Genomic DNA, 22,106 nt, shown 5'->3' on the forward strand with positions numbered 1-22,106 from the left:
GGAGCCGGCTCCGGTGCCCATGCCATCCTTGCCTGCCTGTCATCCCGCTTTCGTCAGCTTCATCTGCCACCGCCCTTACTTATCGCCATCCAGGCATCTTCTCCGACGTCGGAGAAGTCACCACCAACTGCGACCTTTCGACATGAGTCAACGCCCCAAACCCTCTGCCCTGATCTGGTTGCTGCTGTCGGCACTCGTGATCGGGCTGGACCAGTGGAGCAAGGCCTGGGTGCTGTCCAGCCTGCCCGAATACACCCCGGTGCCGGTGATCGACGGTTTCTGGAACTGGTACCGCACCTACAATACCGGCGCGGCCTTCAGCTTCCTGAGCGATGCCGGCGGCTGGCAGTTGTGGTTCTTCACCGCGCTGGCGATGGGCATCAGCGGGCTACTGGCGTTCTGGCTGTCGCGCACCGCACGCAGCGAATGGCGCAGCGCGCTGCCGTATGCGCTGGTGATCGGCGGGGCGATCGGCAACGTGATCGACCGCCTGATGCACGGCCACGTGGTCGATTTCATCCAGTGGTACATCGGCAGCCACACCTGGCCGTCGTTCAACATCGCCGACTCGGCGATCGTCGGCGGCGCCATCGGGATCGCGGTATTCGGTCTGTTCGACAAGTCCGGCAAGCGCGAGTCGGGGATTCGGAAGTAGGAATCGACGCTGAAGTCGTGGCGCACCGGCGCCGCCCGGTCCCATCCTCCATTCCCCATTCCCGTAGAATGCTCGCCATGGATGTCCTGCTCGCCAATCCCCGTGGTTTCTGTGCCGGTGTCGACCGCGCGATCGAGATCGTCAAGCGTGCGATCGAAACGCTGGGCGCGCCGATCTATGTGCGCCATGAAGTGGTGCACAACCGTTTTGTGGTCGACGACCTCAAGCAGCGCGGCGCGGTCTTCGTCGAGGAACTGGACGAGGTGCCCGACAATGCCACGGTGATCTTCAGCGCGCACGGCGTCTCGCAGGCGGTGCGTCAGGAAGCCGAGCGCCGCGGGCTCAAGGTGTTCGACGCGACCTGTCCGCTGGTGACCAAGGTGCATTTCGAGGTGGCGCGGCATTGCCGGGCCGGCCGCGACGTGGTGCTGATCGGCCACGCCGGGCATCCGGAAGTGGAAGGCACGATGGGGCAGTGGAGCCGCGAACGCGGCCCGGGCACGATCTATCTGGTCGAGGATATCGAACAGGTCGCCACGCTGCAGATCCGCCAGCCGGAGAACCTTGCCTACACCACCCAGACCACGCTGTCGGTGGACGACACCATGGGCATCATCGAGGCCCTGCGTGCGCGCTACCCGGCGATGCAGGGGCCGCGCCACGACGACATCTGCTACGCCACCCAGAACCGCCAGGATGCGGTGCGCGATCTGGCGCGCCAATGCGATCTGGTGCTGGTGGTCGGTTCGCCCAACAGCTCCAATTCCAATCGCCTCAGCGAGCTGGCCCGGCGCGACGGGGTGGAGTCCTACCTGATCGACAACGCCGGCGAGATCGACCCGGCCTGGATCGTCGGCAAGCAGCACATCGGCCTGACCGCCGGCGCCTCCGCACCGCAGGTGCTGGTCGATGGCGTGCTGGCGCGGTTGCGCGAGCTGGGTGCCGAGGGTGTGTCCGAGCTGGAAGGCGAGCCGGAATCGATGGTGTTCGCACTGCCCAAGGAACTGCGGTTGCGTCTGGTCAGCTGACAGCGGGTGCTCCAGGCTGGCTGAGCCAGCGCCGAGTGCATGCGGCAGGTCCGGGCGTTTCGCAGTTGCAGGTGGCCATCGTTCTAAGGCCACAGCCCCGGGCTTGAGGCCCGGATGCGTAGTCCGCCGCCTGGTGGCGATTGACCGGGCACCGGCTCCGCTCCTACAATTCACGGCTCGCCGGAATAGCTCAGTTGGTAGAGCGGCGCATTCGTAATGCGTAGGTCGTAGGTTCGATTCCTATTTCCGGCACCATCGCTTCAGTACTGGGTCGGCCATTGGTCGGCCCAGTTGCGTTTTGGGCCGATGCACGTACATCCCCGCGCTGCGCCGCCATATACGCCGCACATCACGCAGGCCGCAATCGATGGCCGCAACCGCATCTTTGCCGCCCCGCGCAGCGCTGCGACAACATGTCGCACAGTTTTGCGCGCATTAATTGCGACAGATCATTGCCGATGGGTTTCGTGCAGGTGCAGCAAAGTCTAAAATCAGGGAGCTAACTCGTGTCTTCGGTCTGCTTGGCCGCCTTCCCCCGGGAAGCGCGCCGTCAGGACGAGTCCACATGGATACGACGAACGAGGCTGGCGTTCCTTCGCACTTGGATCGACCGATGATTCCGTTGAAACATCTCGGGCGTGTACTTCGTCCAGGCCTGATGCTGCCGTTCCTGCTGTTGGCAGGCTGCAACTCGGCCATTCTCAATCCGAAAGGCCAGATCGGCCACGACGAGAAGCAGCTGCTGATCACCTCGGTCGTGCTGATGCTGATCGTGGTCATCCCGGTGATCGTGATGACGATTGCGTTCGCGTGGAAGTACCGCGCGTCCAACACGAAGGCGCGCTACGAGCCGGACTGGTCGCACTCCACCGCCATCGAAGTGGTGGTGTGGTCGATCCCCTGCGTGATCATCCTGGTGCTGGCGGTGCTGACTTGGCGCTCCTCGCACGCACTGGACCCGTACCGGCCGCTGGATTCGGACGTCAAGCCGATCACCATTGAAGCGGTGTCGTTGGACTGGAAGTGGATGTTCATCTACCCGGACCAGAACATCGCCACGGTCAACGAGATCGCGTTCCCGGTGCATACGCCGCTGAACTTCAAGATCACCTCCGATACGGTGATGAACTCGTTCTTCATCCCGCACCTGGGCACGATGATCTACGCGATGGCCGGCATGGAAACCAAGCTGCACCTGGTGGCCAACGAGCCGGGCGAATACTTCGGCCTGTCGACCAACTACAGCGGTCACGGCTTCTCGAAGATGAGCTTCAAGGCGCATGCGGTCGATCAGGCCGGCTTCGATGCGTGGGTGGCCAAGGTCAAGGCATCGCCGACCGCGTTGAACGCTGCCGAGTACCAGGTGCTGGCCGCCAACCGCAACGACAAGGAACAGTATCCGGTCACCTACTACTCGTCGGTGCAGGACGGCATGTTCCGCTCGCTCGTCGACAAATACATGAATGGTCCGGGCCATAACAAAGGCCATGGCGACCATCAGGCAGCGGCTGCAGAGCCGGTTGCCATGTGCACTTCTGGAGACAAGTGATGCTAGGCAAACTTACGATCGAGGCGGTTCCGTACCACGAGCCGATCATCATGGTCGCACTCGGTGGTGCCGGCCTGCTCGGCCTGCTCATCGCGGGCGCCATCACCAAGTACAAGCTGTGGGGCTACCTGTGGAACGAGTGGTTCACCTCGGTGGATCACAAGCGCATCGGTGTGATGTACATCATCGTGGCGCTGGTCATGTTGCTGCGCGGCTTCGCCGATGCGGCGATGATGCGCACCCAGCAGGCGCTGGCGGGTAACGGCGGCGAAGGTGTGCTGCCGCCGCACCACTACGACCAGATCTTCACCGCGCACGGCGTGATCATGATCTTCTTCATGGCCATGCCGTTCATGACTGGCCTGTTGAACCTGATCGTGCCGCTGCAGATCGGCGCACGCGACGTGGCGTTCCCGTTCCTGAACTCGCTGAGCTTCTGGCTGTTCGTGGCCGGTGCGGCGCTGATCAACATCTCGCTGGGTGTCGGCGAATTCGCGCAGACCGGCTGGCTGGCCTACCCGCCGTTGTCGGGGCTGGAATACAGTCCGGGGGTCGGTGTCGACTACTACATCTGGGCGTTGCAGGTCTCAGGCCTGGGCACCCTGTTGACCGGCATCAACTTCTTCGTGACGATCATGCGGATGCGCGCACCGGGCATGACTCTGATGCGCATGCCGATCTTCACCTGGACCGCGCTGATCACCAACATTCTGATCATCGCCGCATTCCCGATCCTGACCGTGGCGCTGGCGCTGCTGGGTGCCGACCGTTACCTGGGCACGCACTTCTTCACCAACGACGGTGGCGGCAACGCCATGATGTACGTCAACCTGATCTGGATCTGGGGTCACCCGGAAGTCTATATCCTGATCCTGCCGGCGTTCGGCATCTTCTCCGAGCTGATCGCGACCTACAGCCGCAAGCGCCTGTTCGGCTACACCTCGATGGTCTACGCCACCTCGTGCATCGGCGTGCTGTCGTTCGTGGTGTGGTTGCATCACTTCTTCACCATGGGCTCGGGTGCCAACGTCAATGCCTTCTTCGGCATCACGACGATGATCATCTCGATCCCGACCGGCGTGAAGATCTTCAACTGGCTGTTCACCATGTTCCGCGGTCGTGTGCACATGACCTCGCCGGTGCTGTGGACGATCGGCTTCATCATCACCTTCACCATCGGCGGCATGACCGGCGTGATGCTGGCGATCCCGGCCGTGGACTTCGTGCTGCACAACAGCCTGTTCCTGATCGCGCACTTCCATAACGTGATCATCGGCGGCGTGGTGTTCGGCTACCTGGCCGGCCTGACCTACTGGTTTCCGAAGGCGTTCGGCTTCAAGCTCAACGAGAAGATCGGCAAGGCCTCGTTCTGGTGCTGGATCATCGGCTTCTTCGTGGCCTTCATGCCGCTGTACGTGCTCGGCTTCATGGGCATGACCCGTCGCATGAATACCTACAACCACCCCGAGTGGGCGCCGTGGCTGTACGTCGCTGCGGCCGGTGCTGCGATCATCGGCCTGGGTATTTTCCTGAACCTGGTGCAGATCGGTTACAGCGTGTGGAAGCGCAAGGAGCACATGGACTACACGGGCGATCCGTGGGATGGCCGTACGCTGGAGTGGGCCACCTCCTCGCCGCCGCCGTTCTACAACTTCGCCGTGCTGCCGCACATCGACGACCGCGATCAGTTCTGGGCCGACAAGCAGAACGGCAAGGGCTGGGTGCGTCCGTCCAAGTACGAAGCGATCCACATGCCGCGCAATACCGGGGCAGGCGTGTATATCGGTGCCTTCAGTGTGCTGATGGGCTTCGGTCTGATCTGGCACATCTGGTGGTTGGCCATCATCGGCCTGGTCGGCATGATCGGCAGCTTCATTGCGCGCACCTTCGATGACGACATCGATTACTGGGTGCCGGCCGACGAAGTGGAGCGCATCGAAAACGCGCGCTTTGCCCTGCTCGAACAGCAACATGCGGCGCAGGCCGCGAAGGTGGTATGACCATGTCTTCCTCGACCACGCTTGACCACGCCGCCCACGCGGGCGGCCACGACGACCACGAACATCACGACGCCGGTGGCAACACCGTCTTCGGGTTCTGGGTCTACCTGATGAGCGACTGCCTGTTGTTCGCCGGCCTGTTCGCCACCTATGCGGTGCTCTCGGGCGCCACGGTGGACGGACCGACCGCCAAGGAGCTGTTCGACCTGAAGTTCGTGCTGGTGGAAACCTTCCTGCTGTTGTTCAGCAGCCTGAGCTTCGGCGTTGCGATGATCTCCGCGCACAAGCGCAGCATGACCGGGCTGTACGCCTGGCTGGGCGTCACCGCACTGCTGGGTATTGGCTTTCTGTGCATGGAAGTGTGGGAGTTCAACCACCTGATCCATGAAGGTGCGGGTCCGGGGCGCAGCGCGTTCCTGTCGGCCTTCTTCACCCTGGTGGGCACGCACGGCCTGCACGTGGCCTCCGGTCTGTTGTGGATGGCAGTGCTGGTGATCCAGATCTCCAAGAACGGCCTGACCCCGCGCAATAGCACGCGTCTGGCCTGCCTGAGCCTGTTCTGGCATTTCCTGGACATCATCTGGATCGGTGTGTTCACCGTCGTCTACCTGCTGGGAGCGCTGTAATGGCCAATCACCACGCGCATGAAACCGCTGCCGATGCACATGCCGGCGGCCTGAAGTCCTACCTGATCGGCTTTGTGATGGCCGTGATCCTCACCGTCATCCCGTTTGCGATGGTGATGAGCGGGGCGTTCTCCAAGGGCGTCATCGTCATCGTGATCTCGCTGATGGCCGCAGTGCAGATGCTGGTGCACATGGTGTACTTCCTGCACATGGATCGCTCGCCCGAGCAGCGCTCCAACGTGCAGGTGGGCCTGTTCTCGCTGCTGATCATCGGCATCGTGATCGTCGGTTCGCTGTGGGTGCTGCACAACATGAACGTCAACATGATGCATTGAGACGGTGCTGTGCCGGATCACGGCACGCCGGATCGAAGCATGCTGGACAAAAAGCCGCCGGGTCACCGGCGGTTTTTTTGTGTGTGAATCGCTGCGCAGCATGACCTATGGCATACGGGGAAGCGCGGGCAGGCGCTTAGCATCGTGGGCTTGCCTGTTCCAGGTCCCTGCGGAGTTGCGATGAAGATCCCCACCTTGTTGTCCGTGTCGTTGCTGGCGGCACTGTCGTTGCCTGCGGCCGCACAAACTGCCGCGCCGCAGGACGTGCCGTTCGACGGCACCTTGAAGATCGACGTCGATGCCACCGATCTGGCCCATCGCATCTTCAAGGTCAAAACCACCATGCCGGCCCGGCCGGGCCCGATGACGCTGCTGTATCCGCAGTGGATTCCCGGCAATCACTCGCCGACCGGGCCGATCGACAAGCTCGCCGGTCTGGTGATCAAGGTCGATGGCAAGGTGGTGCCGTGGAAGCGCGACCAGTTCGATGTGTATGCCTTCACCGTGGACGTGCCGCAGGGCGCCAGCGAGCTAGTGGCCGAGTTCAAGTTCCTCTCGCCGCAAGCCCCCAACCAGGGCCGGGTGATGATGACCCCGGAGATGCTCAACCTGCAGTGGAACACCACGGCGCTGTATCCGGCCGGCGTCTTCGCACGCAACATCAAGGCCCAGGCCAGCGTCACCTTGCCAGCCGGCTGGAGCTATGCCACGGCGCTGGAGACCGACCGCCGGGTTGGCGACACGGTGACCTTCAAGCCGATCGACTTCGACGATCTGGTCGACTCGCCGATGTTTGCCGGCAAGTACTACAAGCGCGTGGAGCTGAGCGGCGGCAAGCAGCCGGTCTACCTCAACGTGTTCGCCGACGAAGCCAAGTCGCTGGAGGCCAAGCCCGAGCAGATCAAGGCGCATGCATCGCTGGTGCAGCAGATGGACAAGCTCTACGGCGCGCGGCATTTCGACCACTACGAATTCCTGCTGGCGCTGACCAAGAAGTTGGGTGGCATCGGCCTGGAGCACCATCGCTCCAGCGAAAACAGCGGCGTGCCGACCTACTTCACCGAGTGGGACAAGAGCTGGACCGGTCGCGATCTGCTCGCGCACGAGTTCAACCATTCCTGGAACGGCAAGTACCGCCGTGGTGTCGACCTGGCCACGCCCAACTTCAACGTGCCGATGGGTGACAGCCTGCTGTGGCTGTACGAAGGCCAGACCCAGTTCTGGGGCGAAGTGATGGCTGCGCGTTCGGGCCTGTGGACGCAGGACCAGGCGCGCGAGATGCTGGCCGGCGTGGCGGCGAACTACGAGCGCGGTCGTCCAGGCATGGCCTGGCGCACCGTGCAGGACACCACCAACGACCCGACCATGTCGATGCGCCGGCCCAAGGCCTACCGTAGCTATCAGATGGCCGAAGACTATTACTCCGGCGGCCAGATGATGTGGCTGGAAGTGGACAGCAAGCTGCGCGCGCTGACCAACAACAAGCGCTCCATCGACGATTTCGGCAAGGCCTTCTTCGGCATGAAGAACGGCGACTGGGACGTCAACCCGTACACCTTCGACGACATCGTCGCCACGCTCAATGGCATCGCCGCTTACGACTGGGCGAGCCTGTTGCGCAGCCGCATGGACGGGCATGGTTCCTTGAACGGTGGCATCGAAGCCAACGGCTGGAAGCTGGTCTACAACGAGGAGCCGAACCTGGCCACCAAGGCCGACGAGAGCGACGACAAGGACGCCAGCCTGACCTATTCGCTTGGCGTGTCCCTGAAAGCCTCTGGCGATATCGGCGATGTGCTGTGGGACGGCCCGGCCTTCAATGTCGGCCTGATCGCCGGCAACACCATCGTGGCGGTCAACGGCCGCGCCTTCAGCAGTGAGGTGATCAAGGACGCGATCAAGGCGGCCAAGGGCACCACCGCGCCGATCGAACTGCTGGTCAAGCGCCTGGACCGCTACGACACCGTGCGCATCGATTACCACGGCGGCCTGCTGTATCCGCATCTGGAACGCATCCCCGGCAAGCCGGATCGCCTGAGCGAGTTGTACAAGCCGCGCTGAGTGGCAGCCGCCCGCTCGCAGCCGTTGAAGCGGGCAATGGCAAGAACTGGAGCTGCATGACCGATTGCGATCGATCATGCAGCTCCGTACGCTGTTTCTGGTCGGTACCGATGCCGGTGCCGACCGATCAAAAGACATCGCGCCAACCAAAACACTCGGCGCCATAGATGTCCAAGTGAAAACGCAGCAGCAGGAATGCGCGGTTGCATCCATTTCAGCAACGCCGCAGCCTTCCCGATTCCCGATTCCCGATTCCCGATTCCCGATTCCGGAATCCGGAATCCGGAATCCCGAATCCCGAATCCCGAATCCCGAATCCCGAATCCCCAGCCAGCGTCGCGCATCCTGAGACCGACGCCGACTATCCTGTCGCTCCAGAAGTGATTGGTTAACTGACGATGGCGAAGGCGAAAACGGCCTATGTCTGCGGCGAGTGCGGCGCCGAATACAATAAGTGGCAGGGGCAATGCACCGAGTGCGGGGTGTGGAACACGCTCAGCGAGATCGTGCTCGAAAGCGCCACGCCCGGTGGCAAGGCCTCGCCTGCGGCATCGCGGCGTAGCGGCTGGGCCGGCAAGGCCGAGGCACCCAAGATCACCGCGCTCAAGGACGTGCAGCAGTCCGAGCAGGCGCGTGTGTCCACCGGCATTGGTGAGTTCGATCGGGTGCTGGGCGGCGGCCTGGTCGAAGGCGCGGTGGTGCTGATCGGTGGCGACCCCGGTATTGGCAAGTCGACGCTGTTGCTGCAGGCACTGGCGAGCATGGCCAGCACGCTGCCGGTGCTGTACGTCACCGGCGAGGAATCGCTGGCGCAGGTGGCCGGGCGCGCAGTGCGGCTGGATCTGCCGTTGGAGGGCCTGAACGCGCTGGCCGAAACCGGCATCGAAAACATCCTGCAGCATGCCAGCGTGGCGCGGCCGAAGCTGATCGTGGCCGACTCGGTACAGACGCTGTGGACCGAATCGCTGACCGCAGCGCCTGGCTCGGTCAGCCAGGTACGCGAGAGCGCGGCGCGGCTGGTGCGCTATGCCAAGGAGACCGGCACCGCAGTGTTCCTGGTCGGCCATGTGACCAAGGAAGGCGGCATCGCCGGCCCGCGCGTGCTCGAGCATATGGTCGATGCGGTGCTGTACTTCGAAGGCGAGAGCGGCAGCCGGTTCCGGCTGTTGCGCGCGTTCAAGAACCGCTTCGGTGCGGTCAACGAGCTGGGCGTGTTCGCGATGGGCGAGAAGGGCCTCAAGGAGGTCTCCAATCCGTCGGCGATCTTCCTGTCCGGCGGCAGCACCCAGCAACCGGGCAGCTGCGTGATGGTCACCCGCGAAGGTACCCGTCCGCTGATGGTGGAGGTGCAGGCGCTGGTGGACGCCTCGCCGCTGTCCAATCCGCGGCGCGTGGCGGTGGGTCTGGAGCAGAACCGGCTGGCGATGCTGCTGGCGGTGCTGCACCGCCACGGCGGCATCGTGGTGGGCGACCAGGACGTGTTCGTCAACGTGGTCGGCGGCATCCGTGTGCAGGAAACCGCCGCCGACCTGCCGGTGCTGCTGGCGGTGTTGTCCTCGCTGCGCGACCGGCCGCTGTCCGAGAAGACCATCGCCTTTGGCGAAGTGGGGCTGTCCGGCGAGATCCGGCCGGTGCCCAACGGCGAGGACCGTCTGAAAGAGGCCGCCACCCACGGCTTCAAGCGCGCCATCGTGCCCAAGGCCAACGCGCCCAAGACCACCAGCATCAAGGGCATGGAGATCGTTGCGGTGGAGCGGCTGAGCCAGGCACTGGAAGCGGCGGCCGAGTGATGCCGGCGCAGCAGGGGGGCGACTGTCGGCACAGGCGTCGCTCTGCACGCGATGAGCTGACCCCGCACCCCCGCGCAGTGGGCGGTATGGCCGCCTGCGCCATGCCGGAATGACATCAATGAAGTTTCGGGCTGGCCGCCGCCAGCTCCGCTGACCGTCCGTCGGCCAGCAGGTCGCTATCTGCCATTAGCCGATAAGAAAACGTTTTCAGCGCAGGGCGGCTATGGCAACATGCGCGGCCCGTTGCACTGTGCACCGGATCACGGACAGCGCTCACTGCGCGTTATCAGGAGAAACACGATGGAATGGATGTTGTTGCCACTCAAGCGCTACGCCGACTTCAATGGCCGCTCGCGCCGCAAGGAATATTGGATGTTCATGCTGCTGCAGGCGATCGTCCTGCTGGTGTTGGGCGGCCTGTTCGGCATCGCGGCTGCACTGATGGGCGGCGAGAACGGTCCTGGTGCACTGGCATGGCTGGTTGCTGCCGTCATGGGGATCGTGGTGCTGGCATTGATTGTGCCGAGCATTGCGGTGACCGTGCGTCGCTTGCACGACCAGGGCAAGTCGGGCTGGTTCTATTTGATCAGCCTGGTGCCGTACGTCGGCGGCTTCATCGTGCTGGTCTTCATGTGCCTGGAAGGCACGCCCGGCCCGAACGAGTACGGCGAGAATCCCAAGCAGTAAGCGGGGACAAGGCCTGATCGAACAATGGCGCGGAGACTTCTCCGCGCCATTGTCGTTTCTGGAGATGTACGGTTGGCGCAGGCTCACCAACAACACGCGTGCGTTTGAGTGCGTAATTCAGCTCAATTGATGTGTTCTTCAACTGCCGGCAAAAACCTGGACGTCCTGCCAAGGTGTAGGAAGCAGTCGACCGGCAATGCGCCAAGGCTCTATTTGTATGTTCAATACATTATTGAACTATTAACTGGGTGCGTTTCCACTCGACATGGAGCCGGCGAAGAAGTTCTGCCAGTTAATGCCTGAGCAGATCAACGCATGGCAACGGCCGATTCACTGCAATGCAGGCGTCGATAGCAGGTAGCAAGCGCAGGTCGCCGCCGATCGCCGCGCTTCGCTCTTGCAGGGCCGCATCGCTCAACAAGCCGCAGCATGATGGGCGGTGCTGGGGCTGACGGCCTTGCCGGGCGTCGGTGCGTCCTTGTCCTGCAGGGCAAGTTCCAGCTTGTACCCATGCGAATACACGGTTCTGATGCGCACCACGCCGCTGTGATTGCACAGTTGCAGCTTCTTGCGCAGCTTGTAGATGTGCTGCTCCATCGTGCGGTCGGTGAACTCGGTGTGGCTACCCCACACCGCCTTGGCCAACTGGCAGCGGCGGAAACACACACCGGGGCTGGAAAATAGCAGCCAGGCGATCGAGAACTCGCGTGCGGTCAACACGATCGGCTTGCCGTGCAGATACACGGTATTTTCGTCGCGGATCAGCTGGTAAGGGCCCACACTCAGCTGCTGGCTCTCGGGGCACGCCTCGGCCACCGGCGACAGCGCCAATGCTGCGCGCACATGCAGTTCGTGGGAATTGAAGGGAAGGGCGAGCACATCGTGTGCGCCGGCGCGGTACCAGGCCAGGATGTCGTGGGCACAGTCGAAACGCCCCAGCACGATCAACGGCGTGGGATGGCCGCTGTGGCAGCGTTGCCAGGCCAGCAATGAGCTGTCGTCCGACGCAACGCAGGTCGCATCGAAGATCAATAGCTCGCAAGGGGAATGCCGCAGCGAGCGCAGAAGTTCGAGTTCGTCGGAAAACACCGCAAAACTCGGGGCGAGCGGTGCGAGGCTCGCATTGACCTGCGATGCCAGACGCGCGTCCTGCGTCAACAGGAAAGCCGATCCTTGCTTGCCGGGAAGGTTGCCGTGCATCAGCCGGCCTTCCCATGTCTGCACACGTACCAGTCGTACGTCGGATGCCTGTTGCGGACAGCAGGCGCCAATACAAAACCCACATGTAGAGATAAGTGCATCGCCATCGCCTTTGGCTGCCAGGGGATCCGACCTGGGGTCGGACGAATGGTATGTACCATTGCCGAGGCAGAAAGTTTCACTGCTGCGTACTTTTCTTCGGCTTTGGGTAGGCCGGCTTTAACGTACGCTCATTTAGGCGCAACACAGCTCTTACATCCAGGGCATGCGTCGTGAGTAACTAACAAAATTCCGACATCGGGCAATGCGCAGGCCGGGCGATCCGGGGAAACAACAGACGCGATCGCCGAGTTCATTCCATCGCGTGCCCAGGTCTATACCACGGTATTGCGATTTGCATGCGCTTGCAGCGCACATGGAATATGTCGCCAATTCGTCGATGCAACGAAACCGCGTGGCAATCGTTTGAAGCGCATCTTTCATTTACTGAAGCGCCGCGCCAGCAGCCATTGCCACGTCATGCCCGGACAGCGCTCAAGCCAATGCAAGGCTTGGCCTTTGGATTGCCTTGCGAATTCTCTCCGGCAGAAGTCCTGTCTTCAATACGGTTTCGCATGGCGTGCAATGTCCTATGCATGACAGCGCCGGCGGTATGCAAAAAGTGCCCTTTATCTGCATGCCGCATAACTGGGTTGCCAGGAGACAGAGTGAGGTTTTTTGATTTTCTTAGTGCCTTCGAGTGAGAAATTCCATTGGATCCGCTGCATACAATCGGTTGCGCCAGCCAGACCGGCGCATTGTTGTTTTTGCTCATCCCCCTATGAGAGAGCCCGGCATGATCCTTTCAACCTACTTCGCGGCGATCTCTGCGTTGTCGTACGCAGACCGTCTTCCTACCTATACAAGCAGGATGCTGGTTGGTGCCTGGCCGCAAGGTCTGCAACATCTTCAACAACGCCGTGATGGCCAGGCCGCCGCGGATGGCGCCGACGACGAAGTCGGCCTGCTCGGCGCCAGCGGCGATGCCTTGTTGATCCTCGAATACCAGGAGGAGGCCGAAGACGCCTACCGTCACGCCTTGAAGGCGATGCGCGGACATCAGCGCCAACTGCGGCTGCTGTCCTGCCGCAATACCGCCTGGTTGATGCTGAGCCAGCGCCGCCTGAGCGCTGCATTGAACTGCTTTGCACAGCTGGCGATGGACCGCGAGACGCCTGCCTGCCTGTGCGGGGAGAGTCTGCTGGGCAAGGCGCTGACCCATTTCCATCTGGGCCAGAGCACGCTGGCGCTGCAGACCCTTGAGCGTGCCAACGACGTGCTGGCGGACCTGGACAGCGGCGCAACCGAGTGGCTGCGCATCGCCAATGCGCTGCGCCTGGACATGATTGCGCAGTTGCGCATCCGGCGCGCCGACCGGATGAGCGACCACGTGTTCTGGCAGGCCACGCTGCGCCAGGAGGATGCGGCGCACGCGTTCGAGCCCAACGAGCTGCGCGCCTGCATCGCCGATCTGGCCGAGAGCATGCCGGTGCTCGCACAGCGCATGCGCCACGTGCGCAATCTGCTGCGCATCGCCGGTGGCGACACCTTCGGTTTCGATGCGCAGATCGATGCGCTGCCGGCCGCCGCCACCGGTTGCCCGCCCTGCGCCCGGCAGGATGCGCAGGTGGAGCTGGCGCTTGCCGCATTGGCGGTGGGGCGCGCCGATCTGGCGGAGCGTGCCCTGGCCGGTGCCGGCCGGCACCACGCGCCGCGCTGGAATCTGGAGTTCGAGTATTGCCAGGCCAAGATCAGCCAGGCGTTGGGCAAGACCGAGCAGGCACTGCTGCTGTACAACCGCTATGCGCTGGGCGCGGTGCAGTGCCTGCGCAGCGAGGTGCAGGCGCCGCGGCTGCTGGAAAGCGGCACGCCGGCGCATGTCAGCGACGACATCTCCGCGCGGCTGCCGGCCAAGTACCGGCGCGCGTACGCCTACATGATCACCAATGCGCACCGCTCGGATCTATCGATCAACGAGGTGGCTGCGCAGATCGGCGTCACCGGGCGCGCCTTGCAGCAGGCCTTCAAGTCCGCCACCGGGCTGTCGCCGACCCAGGTGCTGCGTCGTTACCGGATGCAGAGCATTCGCGACGAACTGCTGGCCGAAGGCGGCTGCGGCAGCGTGCTGCAGGCGGCCAGCCGCTGGGGCGTGGGCAGCCGCTCGGCGCTGGCCAAGGGCTATCGCCAGCATTTCAATGAGGCACCGATGGAAACCCTGCAGCGCTAAGCCGTTGCGCGCCACGGCCGGGCGTCGACGCAGGCCGTGGCGCGTCGTTTCCAAAGGGTGTGCTGCAATGGCGACCGAACGGCTGGCCAGGCGCTGAAGGCAGTCATAGTGTGACGCGCGTGCGTATGGCGTGGCTTGCGGCTATCCTGTTCGGCTCGCACTGCCACCCAGGAAGGCGCGTCCGAGGATGGGCGTGGCCGCCAAGGAAACGACGAACGATCATGCAAGATCACACCTCCGAGGCGACGGACGCCTCCCAGATCCGCCGTGCAGGCGTCGATCTCAACGGACTGATGTCCGTCCTCAGCAAGCATCTGTATTCCACGCCGGTGGTCGCGCTGCGCGAGCTGGTGCAGAACGCGCACGACTCGATCCTGCGTCGCCGGCTGGAACAACCCGACTGGCAAGGCGAATCGCGCATCGAAGTGAATGCCGACGCTGCCCAGGGCATCGTGCGCATCATCGACACCGGCGCCGGGCTGACCCAGCAGGAAATCCACGATTACCTGGCCACGGTCGGCGTGGGTTATACGCGCGGCCTGCGTCAGGGCGGGCATGAGGACAGCGGCCTGATCGGCATGTTCGGGCTGGGCTTTCTGTCGGCCTTCGTGCTGGCGCGCCGCGTCACCGTGCGCACCACCTCCTACCAGAGCCCGACGCTGGGGCATTGCTATATCTCCAGCAATGCCGAGCAATACACGGTGAGCCCGATCCCGGCGCGTGCGCAGGTCGGGACCGAAGTGGTGCTGGAACTGCACCATGACTATCTGTCGTTGGCCCAGGAAACACGGCTGCGCGAGATCCTGTCGCGCTATTGCGCGTTGCTGCGCGAGCCGATCTGGATTGGCTCCGATACCCAGGCGATTAACCCCGAGCCGCCGCCGTGGCGCATGCACGACGCGGTGCCGTTACATCCGGTGCAGGCCTGGCGGCGTCAACGCGAGTTTGCCGCACGTTTCGAGCGCAACTTCGAACCCTTGTGCTGCATGCCGGTGCGCGCGGAGGAGGGCAGCGATGCGGTCGGCCTGCTGTGGGTGCAGGACGGGGCCACCTACGGCACCAGTGACAACCGCAATCTGTCGGTGTTCCTGCGTGGCATGCTGCTGGACGACAACGCGCGCGAACTGCTGCCGCCGTGGGCGGGCTTTATCGGGGGCGTGATCGAATCCAATCGCTTGACGCCCACCGCCAGCCGCGAGGACCTGCAGCGCGATGCCACCTACGCGGCCGTGCAGCACGCATTGTCCGAGGCGCTGGTGCAGGGCCTGGCCGATGTGGCGCGTCAGCAGCCGGAAGCCTGGCGGCGCATCCTGTTGCGGCATAACGAGGCATTGCTGGGCGCTGCCTTGTGCGACGAGCGTCTGTTCGAGTTGCTGATGGAACACGTGCGGGTGCCGACCTCGCAGGGCGACCTGCCGGCGCAGCAGTTGCCGGCGCGTGGCGCGGTGCACGTGATCCTGGACAGCGACAGCGGCTTCGAAGAAATGCTGTTCCGCGCGATGGGCGTGCCGGTGGCCTACGGAAACCGCTATGCGGTGGTGCCGTTCCTGCGCCGCTGGGCGCAGGCCAAGGGCGTGCGCCTGGTCGAGCTGGGCACCGAGCAGGGCAACCGGCAGTTGTTCCAGCTGGACACGCTGCCGGCCGACGAACTGGCCTGGCTGGAACAGCATCTGGGCGATGGCGAAGCGCTGGTGCCGGCGCGTTTCAGCCCCGAGGCATTGCCGTTGGTGGTGGTGCCTGACCGCGAGGCCGAACTGAAACGCCGCCTGGAGCAGGACGAAAACGACAAGCGCGTGTCCACCGCTGCGCTGCGGCTGGCCCGGCAGTTCACGGCGGGGATCGAAGCACGGCAGACCCAGCGGCTCTACCTGAATCTCGACAACCCGGCGTTGCAGGCGCTGCTGGCGGCGCAGCGTGCCGGCAATCCGCAGGCGGCGGTGGCGGCACGGCTGCTGCGCTCACTGAAGGTGATCGTGTCGGCGCAGGGGCGCACCCAACCGCAGCCCGGTGCCAACGCATCGGGCGGATCGGATTTGAACCGGGCCTTCGGCGATCTTGCCGAGGCCGTGACCCAATTGCTGGCACGCTGAGCGCCGCATCGAAGGAGCAACACGATGGAAATCTGGAACTGGGTAGAAAAGCTGCAGGACGATCTGGGCGAAGCCGGGCAGCCGCAGAATGCGCAGCTGCTGACGCGCCTGACCGACCATATCTGCGACCTGCAGATCGAACGTGCCGAAGCGCTGTTGCCCGAGGCGCGTGCGCTGGGCAAGACGCTGGCCAATCCGTGGCTGGAGGTGTTCGTCGGGCATTGGGAAATGCGCAACCGGGTCGGCAACCTGTGCGAAGGCGAGCGTGCGCTGAGCGATGCGGTGACGCTGTTCGAACGCGCGCACCGCCCTGATGCGGTGGAATGCCCGCAGTCGGTGTGCGTGACCCAGGATCTGGCCGCGTGCTACGCCAATATCGACGGTCCGGGCTGGGTGGAAGAGCGCATCGAGGTCTGCGAGGAAACGCTGGGCCGCATCGATCCGAGCTGGTCGTGCTACCAGTGCCTGAGCTGCGAAAAAGCCGACGCCTTGCTCGACGACGGACGCGGCGAGGCGGCGCTGAGTTATCTGGACCAGCAGTCGCAGACCATTGTTGCGTATGGCGGGCAGATCTACGACGGCGTGCCGGACATGCGCATCTCGATCCTGCTCTCGCTGGGCCGCGCGGAAGATGCGCTGGCACTGATCGAGCAGCGCGAACGCGAGGCCGCGCGCGAGGGGGCGGAGTGGGCCAACTGCAGTCAGCCGCGGCGTTTGCAGAAAGCCCGCGCCTTGGCGATGTTGAATCGCGACGACGAGGCACTGGAGGCGTTTCTGCCGTGGCGCGAGGTTGCGCCGCGTTATCGCCTGCACTGGTTGCGTGCCGTGGTGGTGCTGGTGTCCCGCCAGCCCGAGCGCAATACCTGGGATCTGGGCAGCCGCCTGCAGGTGATGCTCGATCATTACGCGCAGGTCGGTGCGCATCGCATCCTGATCGAGGCGGCCGAGATGGCGATCGGGCTGGCCTTGCAGCGTGGCGCGGCGTGGACTGCGCGCCGTCACCTGGCGCTTGCGCGTGCGCACGTGCCCAAGTTGCGCCAGGACCGGGGCGCCACGCAATTGCTGGACGGTCTGGCCGTGCGCATCGAGACCGCACCGGCCGGCGAGCCGGCGCCGGTGCCCGCCGAGCAGTTGCTGGCATGGCTGGATGCGCAGGGCGAAGACGTGGCGCGTAACCCCGAGCGCGAAGCGCAGTGGTTGCTGCAGGCAGTGGCCGAGCGACCCGACGATGCCGAGTTGGTGGACACTACGGCGTCGGCATTGAGTGCGTGTGCGGCCGACGACGAGGCGATCGCGCTGCTGTGGTCATTCGTGCAGCGGCATGCCGATCGCGAAACCAGCCCGACCTTCCGGCTGATGAATCTGCTGCTGGGCCGTGGCGACGAGGCCGGCCTGCGCCGGCTGGCGCAGCTGTATCGCCCGCTGGTGCCGGTGGCGGCGCTGTGGTGCGAGGCGCAGCTGGCCCAGCGGCTGGCCGATTGGCCGGCGCTGGAGCAGGCCTGCACCGCGTTGCTGGAACTGTCGCCCGGCTCGCACGGTGCGCGCGGCTTGCTGGGGCGCATGTATCTCAACACCGGCCGCTTCGCCGATGCCACCGAGGTGTATCGACAGCTGACCGAGTTGATGGAAGAGCCGCGCTCGGCGCATTGGGATCACATGACCGCGGCCAGCGCGGCGCAGCAGTGGGACGCAGTGCGCACCTCGGCGCTGGCGCTCGGCATGGAGCTGAGCAGCACTAGTGGCGTGGTCGAAGAAACCTGGGGTTGGGTAATCGTGCGCTGCGTGGATGACGGCGAAGCTGCCGAGTACTACGCGCGGCGCACCGGCCCGGTCACCGCGCGTATCGTCGAAAATGCACCGGCGCATCGGCGCCAGCATGTCGGCGACTGGGTGGTGTTCGATGCGGAGCTGCTGTACCCGCCGCCGGAGGACGAGGCCGAGCGCGAGCGTTTCGTGCCGACCTATGCGCAGGTGCATGTGCTGGAGGCGGGCGGTTACGGCAGCAGCTGGCTGGTGGATGGCGTGCATCCCGGCGAGCAGGCGATCGACGCCTTGCGCGAGGACATCGAAGCGCGTGGCTGGAAACTGTGGCTGCATAGTCGCGACGACTATCGTGTGGTCGATCCTGAGCACGCGGAGGCATTCGACGCGGAAGATGCGAGCACGGGCTTGCCGGGCGTGCTGTTCACCGTGGCGCTGCCGGAAGCGGCGGCGCCGCTGGAACTGCATCGCGTCCTGCTGGCCACAACCGCGCAGTGGGCGCACCCGATGTGCTGGCTGCGCCTGGCCGAGGCCTGCGATCAGGATCCGCGCCCGCATCTGGACGCAGTGGAGCGCTACGGGCTGTAGGCGGCGATCAGGCTCGTCGCGCATTAGCTGCTGACGCGGCCGCCGCCGGGATTGGGGATTGGGCATTCGGGATTGGCATGCGTGGTTGCGTGCCAACTGCTGGCCTGTCGTCAGGAATGGTGGCGCTCGGAAGAACGTGCAGCTCATCTGGCTGTTCGCATTTCTTTCCGCAACCGATAGCAATCGGTGGTGCTTGCGCGCGTGCCGGCGCGGGACCTTGAGCGGCATGGATGCCGCGCCAGAGCCTACATGGACGTACTTGCGGCGTGTCCTACGCCGGTACGCGTGCAAGCGCCCTCGGCAGACCGAAGCATTCGCGTAGAACCGGTGGATGTCGTGCGCAAGATTGATTCGGTGTGCGGAGTCGGTCGGCGGCGCGGCGCCGCATCCAGTGTCGGGACACGCCGTGAATCCATCCCTGGAGGCTCGGTGGCGACATCCATGTCGCCACACGGTCCCGCCCACCGGACGCGGCGCCGCGCTCTCAAGATTGCTACCGCTGATCGGCAAGCAATGCTTTCGGGTACGTGTGGATGCCTGCTCAGTCCGTGGCCAATGCAAATCGGTAAGCCATCTATCCGCTGCCACATCGTCAGCGATGGCGACATGCCGAAGCACCTACGGCCCAACAGGCTCTCCGCATTTCTTTCAGCAACCGACAACAACCGGTGGTGCTTGCGCGGGTGCCGGCGTGGGACCTTGAGCGGCATGGATGCCGCGCCAGAGCCTACACGGACGTACTTGCGGCGTGTCCCACGCTGGTACGCGTGCAAGCACCCTCGGCAGACCGAAGCATTCGCATGGAACCGGCAGAGGTTCTTGCACAAGATTGCCAGGTCTGCGGAGCTGGTCGGCAGCGCGGCGCCGCATCCAGTGTCGGGACACGCCGGGAATCCATCCCTGGAAACCCGGTGCAAGCGCCCGCAGCAGACCTAAGCATTTGCACGTACCGCACTCTCGCAGTGCATCGCAGCTGTCCGATCAGCTGCGCTTGCCGTAACGCTCCAGCCAGTGCGCGTACGAGGGCGGCAGCACCCAGGACGGGCGTTCTTCGCCCAGGGCCAATGCGGCGTCATACGGCCAGTGCGGGTTGGCCAGGTGCGCGCGGCCGACCATCACCAGCTCCATCTGTCCGGCGGCGACGACACGGTCGGCTTCCAGCGGATCGTCGATGTTCCAGGACGAGGCAACCGGCAGCTGCGCCTCGCGGCTGACCCGTTCGGCGTAAGGCGCCAGCAAGGCCGGTCCCCACGGAATCTGCGCAGTCGGGGTGCTGAAGCCGATGCTGACGTTGAGCAGATCCAGGCCGCCTTGCTTGAAGTTGCGCGTCAGTGCGATGGCTTCCTGCAGGGTCTCTTCGTCGCGGCCATCGAATTCGATCACGCCAAAGCGTGCGGTGAGCGGCAGCTGTTCCGGCCAGACCGCACGCACGGCCTGCAGCGTTTCCAGCAGGAAGCGCGCGCGGTTGTCGGCAGTGCCGCCGTAGTGATCCTGGCGTTGATTGGCGTGTACCGAGAAGAAGCTCTGCGCCAGATAGCCGTGGGCAAAATGCAGCTCCAGCCACTGGAAGCCGGCATCGCGCGCGCGCTGTGCGGCAGCGACGAAATCGCCGCGCACGCGGGCGATGTCGTCCAGCGTCATCTCACGCGGCACTTTGGGCAGGCCGCCGCCGAAGGCGATGGCCGAGGGCGAGATGGTGTCCCAGCCGCGCGGGTCGCCGTCGGCGATGTGGTCGTCGCCTTCCCACGGCAGGTTGGCACTGGCCTTGCGGCCGGCGTGGCCGATCTGGATCCCCGGCACGGCGCCGGCAGCGCTGATCGATGCCGCGATGCGCGCCAGTCCTTCGGCCTGGGCGTCGTTCCACAGGCCCAGGCACCCGGGGGTGATGCGACCTTCCGGCGACACGCCGGTGGCTTCGACGATGACCAGGCCCGCACCGCCGCGCGCCATGCTGGCGTAGTGCACCTGATGCCACGCGTTGCTGAGGCCGTCGACGGCGGTGTACTGGCACATGGGCGGAACCGCGATGCGGTTGCGCAGCGTGACGTCCTTGAGTTGATACGGAGAAAACAGCGATGACATGGAGAGCGACCACCTGAGAAAAGCAGGCTGCGATCAGACCACGCCCGGCTACCGCGCAGACACCCTGCCGGTGGCACAGCGCGTTGCACGCGGTGCCGGTTGTGGACAAGCGGACCTGCCGGCGCAGCGGGCGCGTCCGCTGCCATGGGATGCGCGGTTCCGACAGGTATGGGGCGGCGTCAGGCGCGCTCTGCCCGCAAAGCCATGACCACCGTTGCGCAGCGGTCGGCGGCTGCATGCACGGCCGAGCCTGCGGCGGACGCCAATTGGCTGCCGTCGCGCCCGCAATTGTCGCGCCGGTGGCAAGGGAACGGGACGGCAGTCATCGCATCTTTCCAGGCGTGGTCGCGCTCACGTTCACCGCGTGCGCCGCAATGTCAAACTCTGTCTGGACGTTCCTCTGACCGCTACAGGTTCGTCGCTGGTTGCCGAAACTGAATTGCTTTATTCTGCTGCGCTTCGGCGTGGGGGCGCCGCGCCAGTCAGGGGGCGCCATCGTCCCGCATGCCCAGCCTTCTCTCTTCTACTCTCGGCGGGTGATCTCATGGTGGCATTGCAGCAGCGCTCGATCGATGCGATTCGTGGCCAGGAAAGTGCATTGTTGGCTGCATGGCTGGGCTCCAGCCTGGGCAGCGACGGACGGATTTCCCGGCAGGACATCGAAACCCAGAGTGCGGACTTTTTGCATCTGCTGGTCGCTTCCCTGAAGGACGGCGGTAGCAGCCTGGATAGCGCCGACTGGAGCGAGGTGCGTCGCTTCCTGGAAAACCTGTCGCGCGACCGCGCCACCCGTGGCTTCGATTCGCAGGAAACCGCCAACTTCATCTTCTCGCTCAAGCGGGTGCTGTTTGCGCTGGTGCAGCGCGAGTACGCCGATACGCCTGAAGAACTGGGCCAGCAGCTGTGGGCGCTGTCCGAGCTGCTGGACCGTCTGGGCCTGTACACCGTCAAGGCGTTCCAGAAGACCCGCGAAGACATCATCGTGCGCCAGCAGGAAGAAATGCTGGAGCTGTCCACCCCGGTGGTCAAACTGTGGGATGGCGTGCTGGCACTGCCGATGATCGGCACGCTGGATTCGCAGCGCACCCAGGTGGTGATGGAGTCGCTGCTGCAGCGCATCGTCGATACCGGCTCGGAAATCGCCATCATCGACATCACCGGCGTGCCCACCGTGGACACGCTGGTCGCGCAGCACCTGCTCAAGACCGTCACTGCGATCCGCCTGATGGGCGCCGACGCCATCATCAGCGGGGTGCGCCCGCAGATCGCGCAGACCATCGTGCACCTGGGCCTGGACCTGCAGGGCATCGTCACCAAGGCCAACCTGTCCGACGCGCTGGCGCTGGCGCTCAAGCGCATCGGCGTGACCGTCAGCAAGGCAGGCTGAC

Annotated in this window: 16 protein-coding genes and 1 tRNA gene; 15 read left to right on the forward strand and 2 right to left on the reverse strand. The window is 64.4% G+C overall.

Annotated features, from left to right (window positions below; genetic code table 11):
• Nucleotides 1-142 precede the first annotated feature (142 nt).
• The 11 genes from lspA to AC1PLA_RS06565 all read left to right on the forward strand — a co-directional run bounded on the left by lspA (nt 143) and on the right by AC1PLA_RS06565 (nt 10,731).
• Nucleotides 143-655 (forward strand): signal peptidase II, encoded by a 513-nt coding sequence (lspA, locus tag AC1PLA_RS06515; protein WP_211914960.1) that lies wholly within the window; start codon nt 143-145, stop codon nt 653-655.
• Between the two features lie 77 nt (nt 656-732).
• Entirely contained in the window at nt 733-1,683 is a 951-nt protein-coding gene (gene ispH, locus AC1PLA_RS06520; RefSeq protein ID WP_104563214.1) for a 4-hydroxy-3-methylbut-2-enyl diphosphate reductase, read from the forward strand.
• Nucleotides 1,684-1,862: 179 nt separating this feature from the next.
• A tRNA-Thr gene (locus tag AC1PLA_RS06525) sits at nt 1,863-1,938 on the forward strand.
• A 358-nt stretch (nt 1,939-2,296) separates the two neighbouring features.
• Nucleotides 2,297-3,232 (forward strand): ubiquinol oxidase subunit II, encoded by a 936-nt coding sequence (cyoA, locus tag AC1PLA_RS06530; protein ID WP_024940071.1) that lies wholly within the window; start codon nt 2,297-2,299, stop codon nt 3,230-3,232.
• Nucleotides 3,232-5,232, forward strand: a complete 2,001-nt coding sequence (gene cyoB / locus AC1PLA_RS06535; protein ID WP_016901525.1) for a cytochrome o ubiquinol oxidase subunit I — start codon at nt 3,232-3,234, stop codon at nt 5,230-5,232. Before cyoA ends, cyoB begins: the two co-directional genes overlap by 1 nt.
• Entirely contained in the window at nt 5,229-5,858 is a 630-nt protein-coding gene (cyoC, locus tag AC1PLA_RS06540) for a cytochrome o ubiquinol oxidase subunit III (RefSeq protein WP_006450194.1), read from the forward strand. Before cyoB ends, cyoC begins: the two co-directional genes overlap by 4 nt.
• Nucleotides 5,858-6,193 carry a cytochrome o ubiquinol oxidase subunit IV gene (cyoD, locus tag AC1PLA_RS06545; protein WP_481105814.1) on the forward strand — a complete coding sequence of 112 codons (336 nt, stop codon included), beginning with the start codon at nt 5,858-5,860 and terminating at the stop codon, nt 6,191-6,193. Before cyoC ends, cyoD begins: the two co-directional genes overlap by 1 nt.
• 180 nt (nt 6,194-6,373) lie before the next feature.
• Nucleotides 6,374-8,254, forward strand: a complete 1,881-nt coding sequence (locus tag AC1PLA_RS06550) for a M61 family metallopeptidase (protein ID WP_481105815.1) — start codon at nt 6,374-6,376, stop codon at nt 8,252-8,254.
• A 76-nt stretch (nt 8,255-8,330) separates the two neighbouring features.
• On the forward strand, nt 8,331-8,603 hold the full coding sequence (locus AC1PLA_RS06555) for a hypothetical protein (protein WP_481105816.1): 273 nt from the start codon (nt 8,331-8,333) through the stop codon (nt 8,601-8,603).
• 49 nt (nt 8,604-8,652) lie between these two features.
• A complete protein-coding gene (gene radA / locus AC1PLA_RS06560) occupies nt 8,653-10,044 on the forward strand; it encodes a DNA repair protein RadA (RefSeq protein WP_016901522.1) in 1,392 nt (463 codons plus the stop codon).
• A 300-nt stretch (nt 10,045-10,344) separates the two neighbouring features.
• Nucleotides 10,345-10,731 carry a DUF805 domain-containing protein gene (locus tag AC1PLA_RS06565; RefSeq protein WP_016901521.1) on the forward strand — a complete coding sequence of 129 codons (387 nt, stop codon included), beginning with the start codon at nt 10,345-10,347 and terminating at the stop codon, nt 10,729-10,731.
• 414 nt (nt 10,732-11,145) lie between these two features.
• Here AC1PLA_RS06565 and AC1PLA_RS06570 read toward each other — a convergent pair whose 3' ends face one another.
• Nucleotides 11,146-11,931, reverse strand: a complete 786-nt coding sequence (locus AC1PLA_RS06570) for a winged helix-turn-helix domain-containing protein (RefSeq protein WP_039522641.1) — start codon at nt 11,929-11,931, stop codon at nt 11,146-11,148.
• 910 nt (nt 11,932-12,841) lie between these two features.
• On the opposite strand from AC1PLA_RS06570, the gene AC1PLA_RS06575 reads away from it, so the two are divergent.
• The 3 genes from AC1PLA_RS06575 (at nt 12,842) to AC1PLA_RS06585 (ending at nt 18,636) form a co-directional block, all read left to right on the forward strand.
• Entirely contained in the window at nt 12,842-14,197 is a 1,356-nt protein-coding gene (locus AC1PLA_RS06575) for a helix-turn-helix transcriptional regulator (protein WP_024940067.1), read from the forward strand.
• Nucleotides 14,198-14,418: 221 nt separating this feature from the next.
• Nucleotides 14,419-16,287: an ATP-binding protein gene (locus tag AC1PLA_RS06580; RefSeq protein WP_481105817.1), complete on the forward strand. Its 1,869-nt coding sequence runs from the start codon at nt 14,419-14,421 to the stop codon at nt 16,285-16,287.
• A gap of 24 nt (nt 16,288-16,311) precedes the next feature.
• Nucleotides 16,312-18,636, forward strand: coding sequence for a tetratricopeptide repeat protein (locus AC1PLA_RS06585; RefSeq protein ID WP_481105818.1), 2,325 nt, complete (start codon nt 16,312-16,314; stop codon nt 18,634-18,636).
• 981 nt (nt 18,637-19,617) lie between these two features.
• Here the strand turns inward: AC1PLA_RS06585 and AC1PLA_RS06590 are convergent.
• The gene (locus AC1PLA_RS06590) at nt 19,618-20,718 is read right to left on the reverse strand and encodes an NADH:flavin oxidoreductase/NADH oxidase (protein ID WP_016901515.1); all 1,101 of its coding nucleotides are present in this window, start codon (nt 20,716-20,718) and stop codon (nt 19,618-19,620) included.
• A 544-nt stretch (nt 20,719-21,262) separates the two neighbouring features.
• On the opposite strand from AC1PLA_RS06590, the gene AC1PLA_RS06595 reads away from it, so the two are divergent.
• A complete protein-coding gene (locus AC1PLA_RS06595; protein ID WP_039528520.1) occupies nt 21,263-22,105 on the forward strand; it encodes an STAS domain-containing protein in 843 nt (280 codons plus the stop codon).
• Nucleotide 22,106: the final 1 nt, after the last annotated feature.

Source organism: Xanthomonas sp. NCPPB 1826 (genome assembly GCF_056725285.1).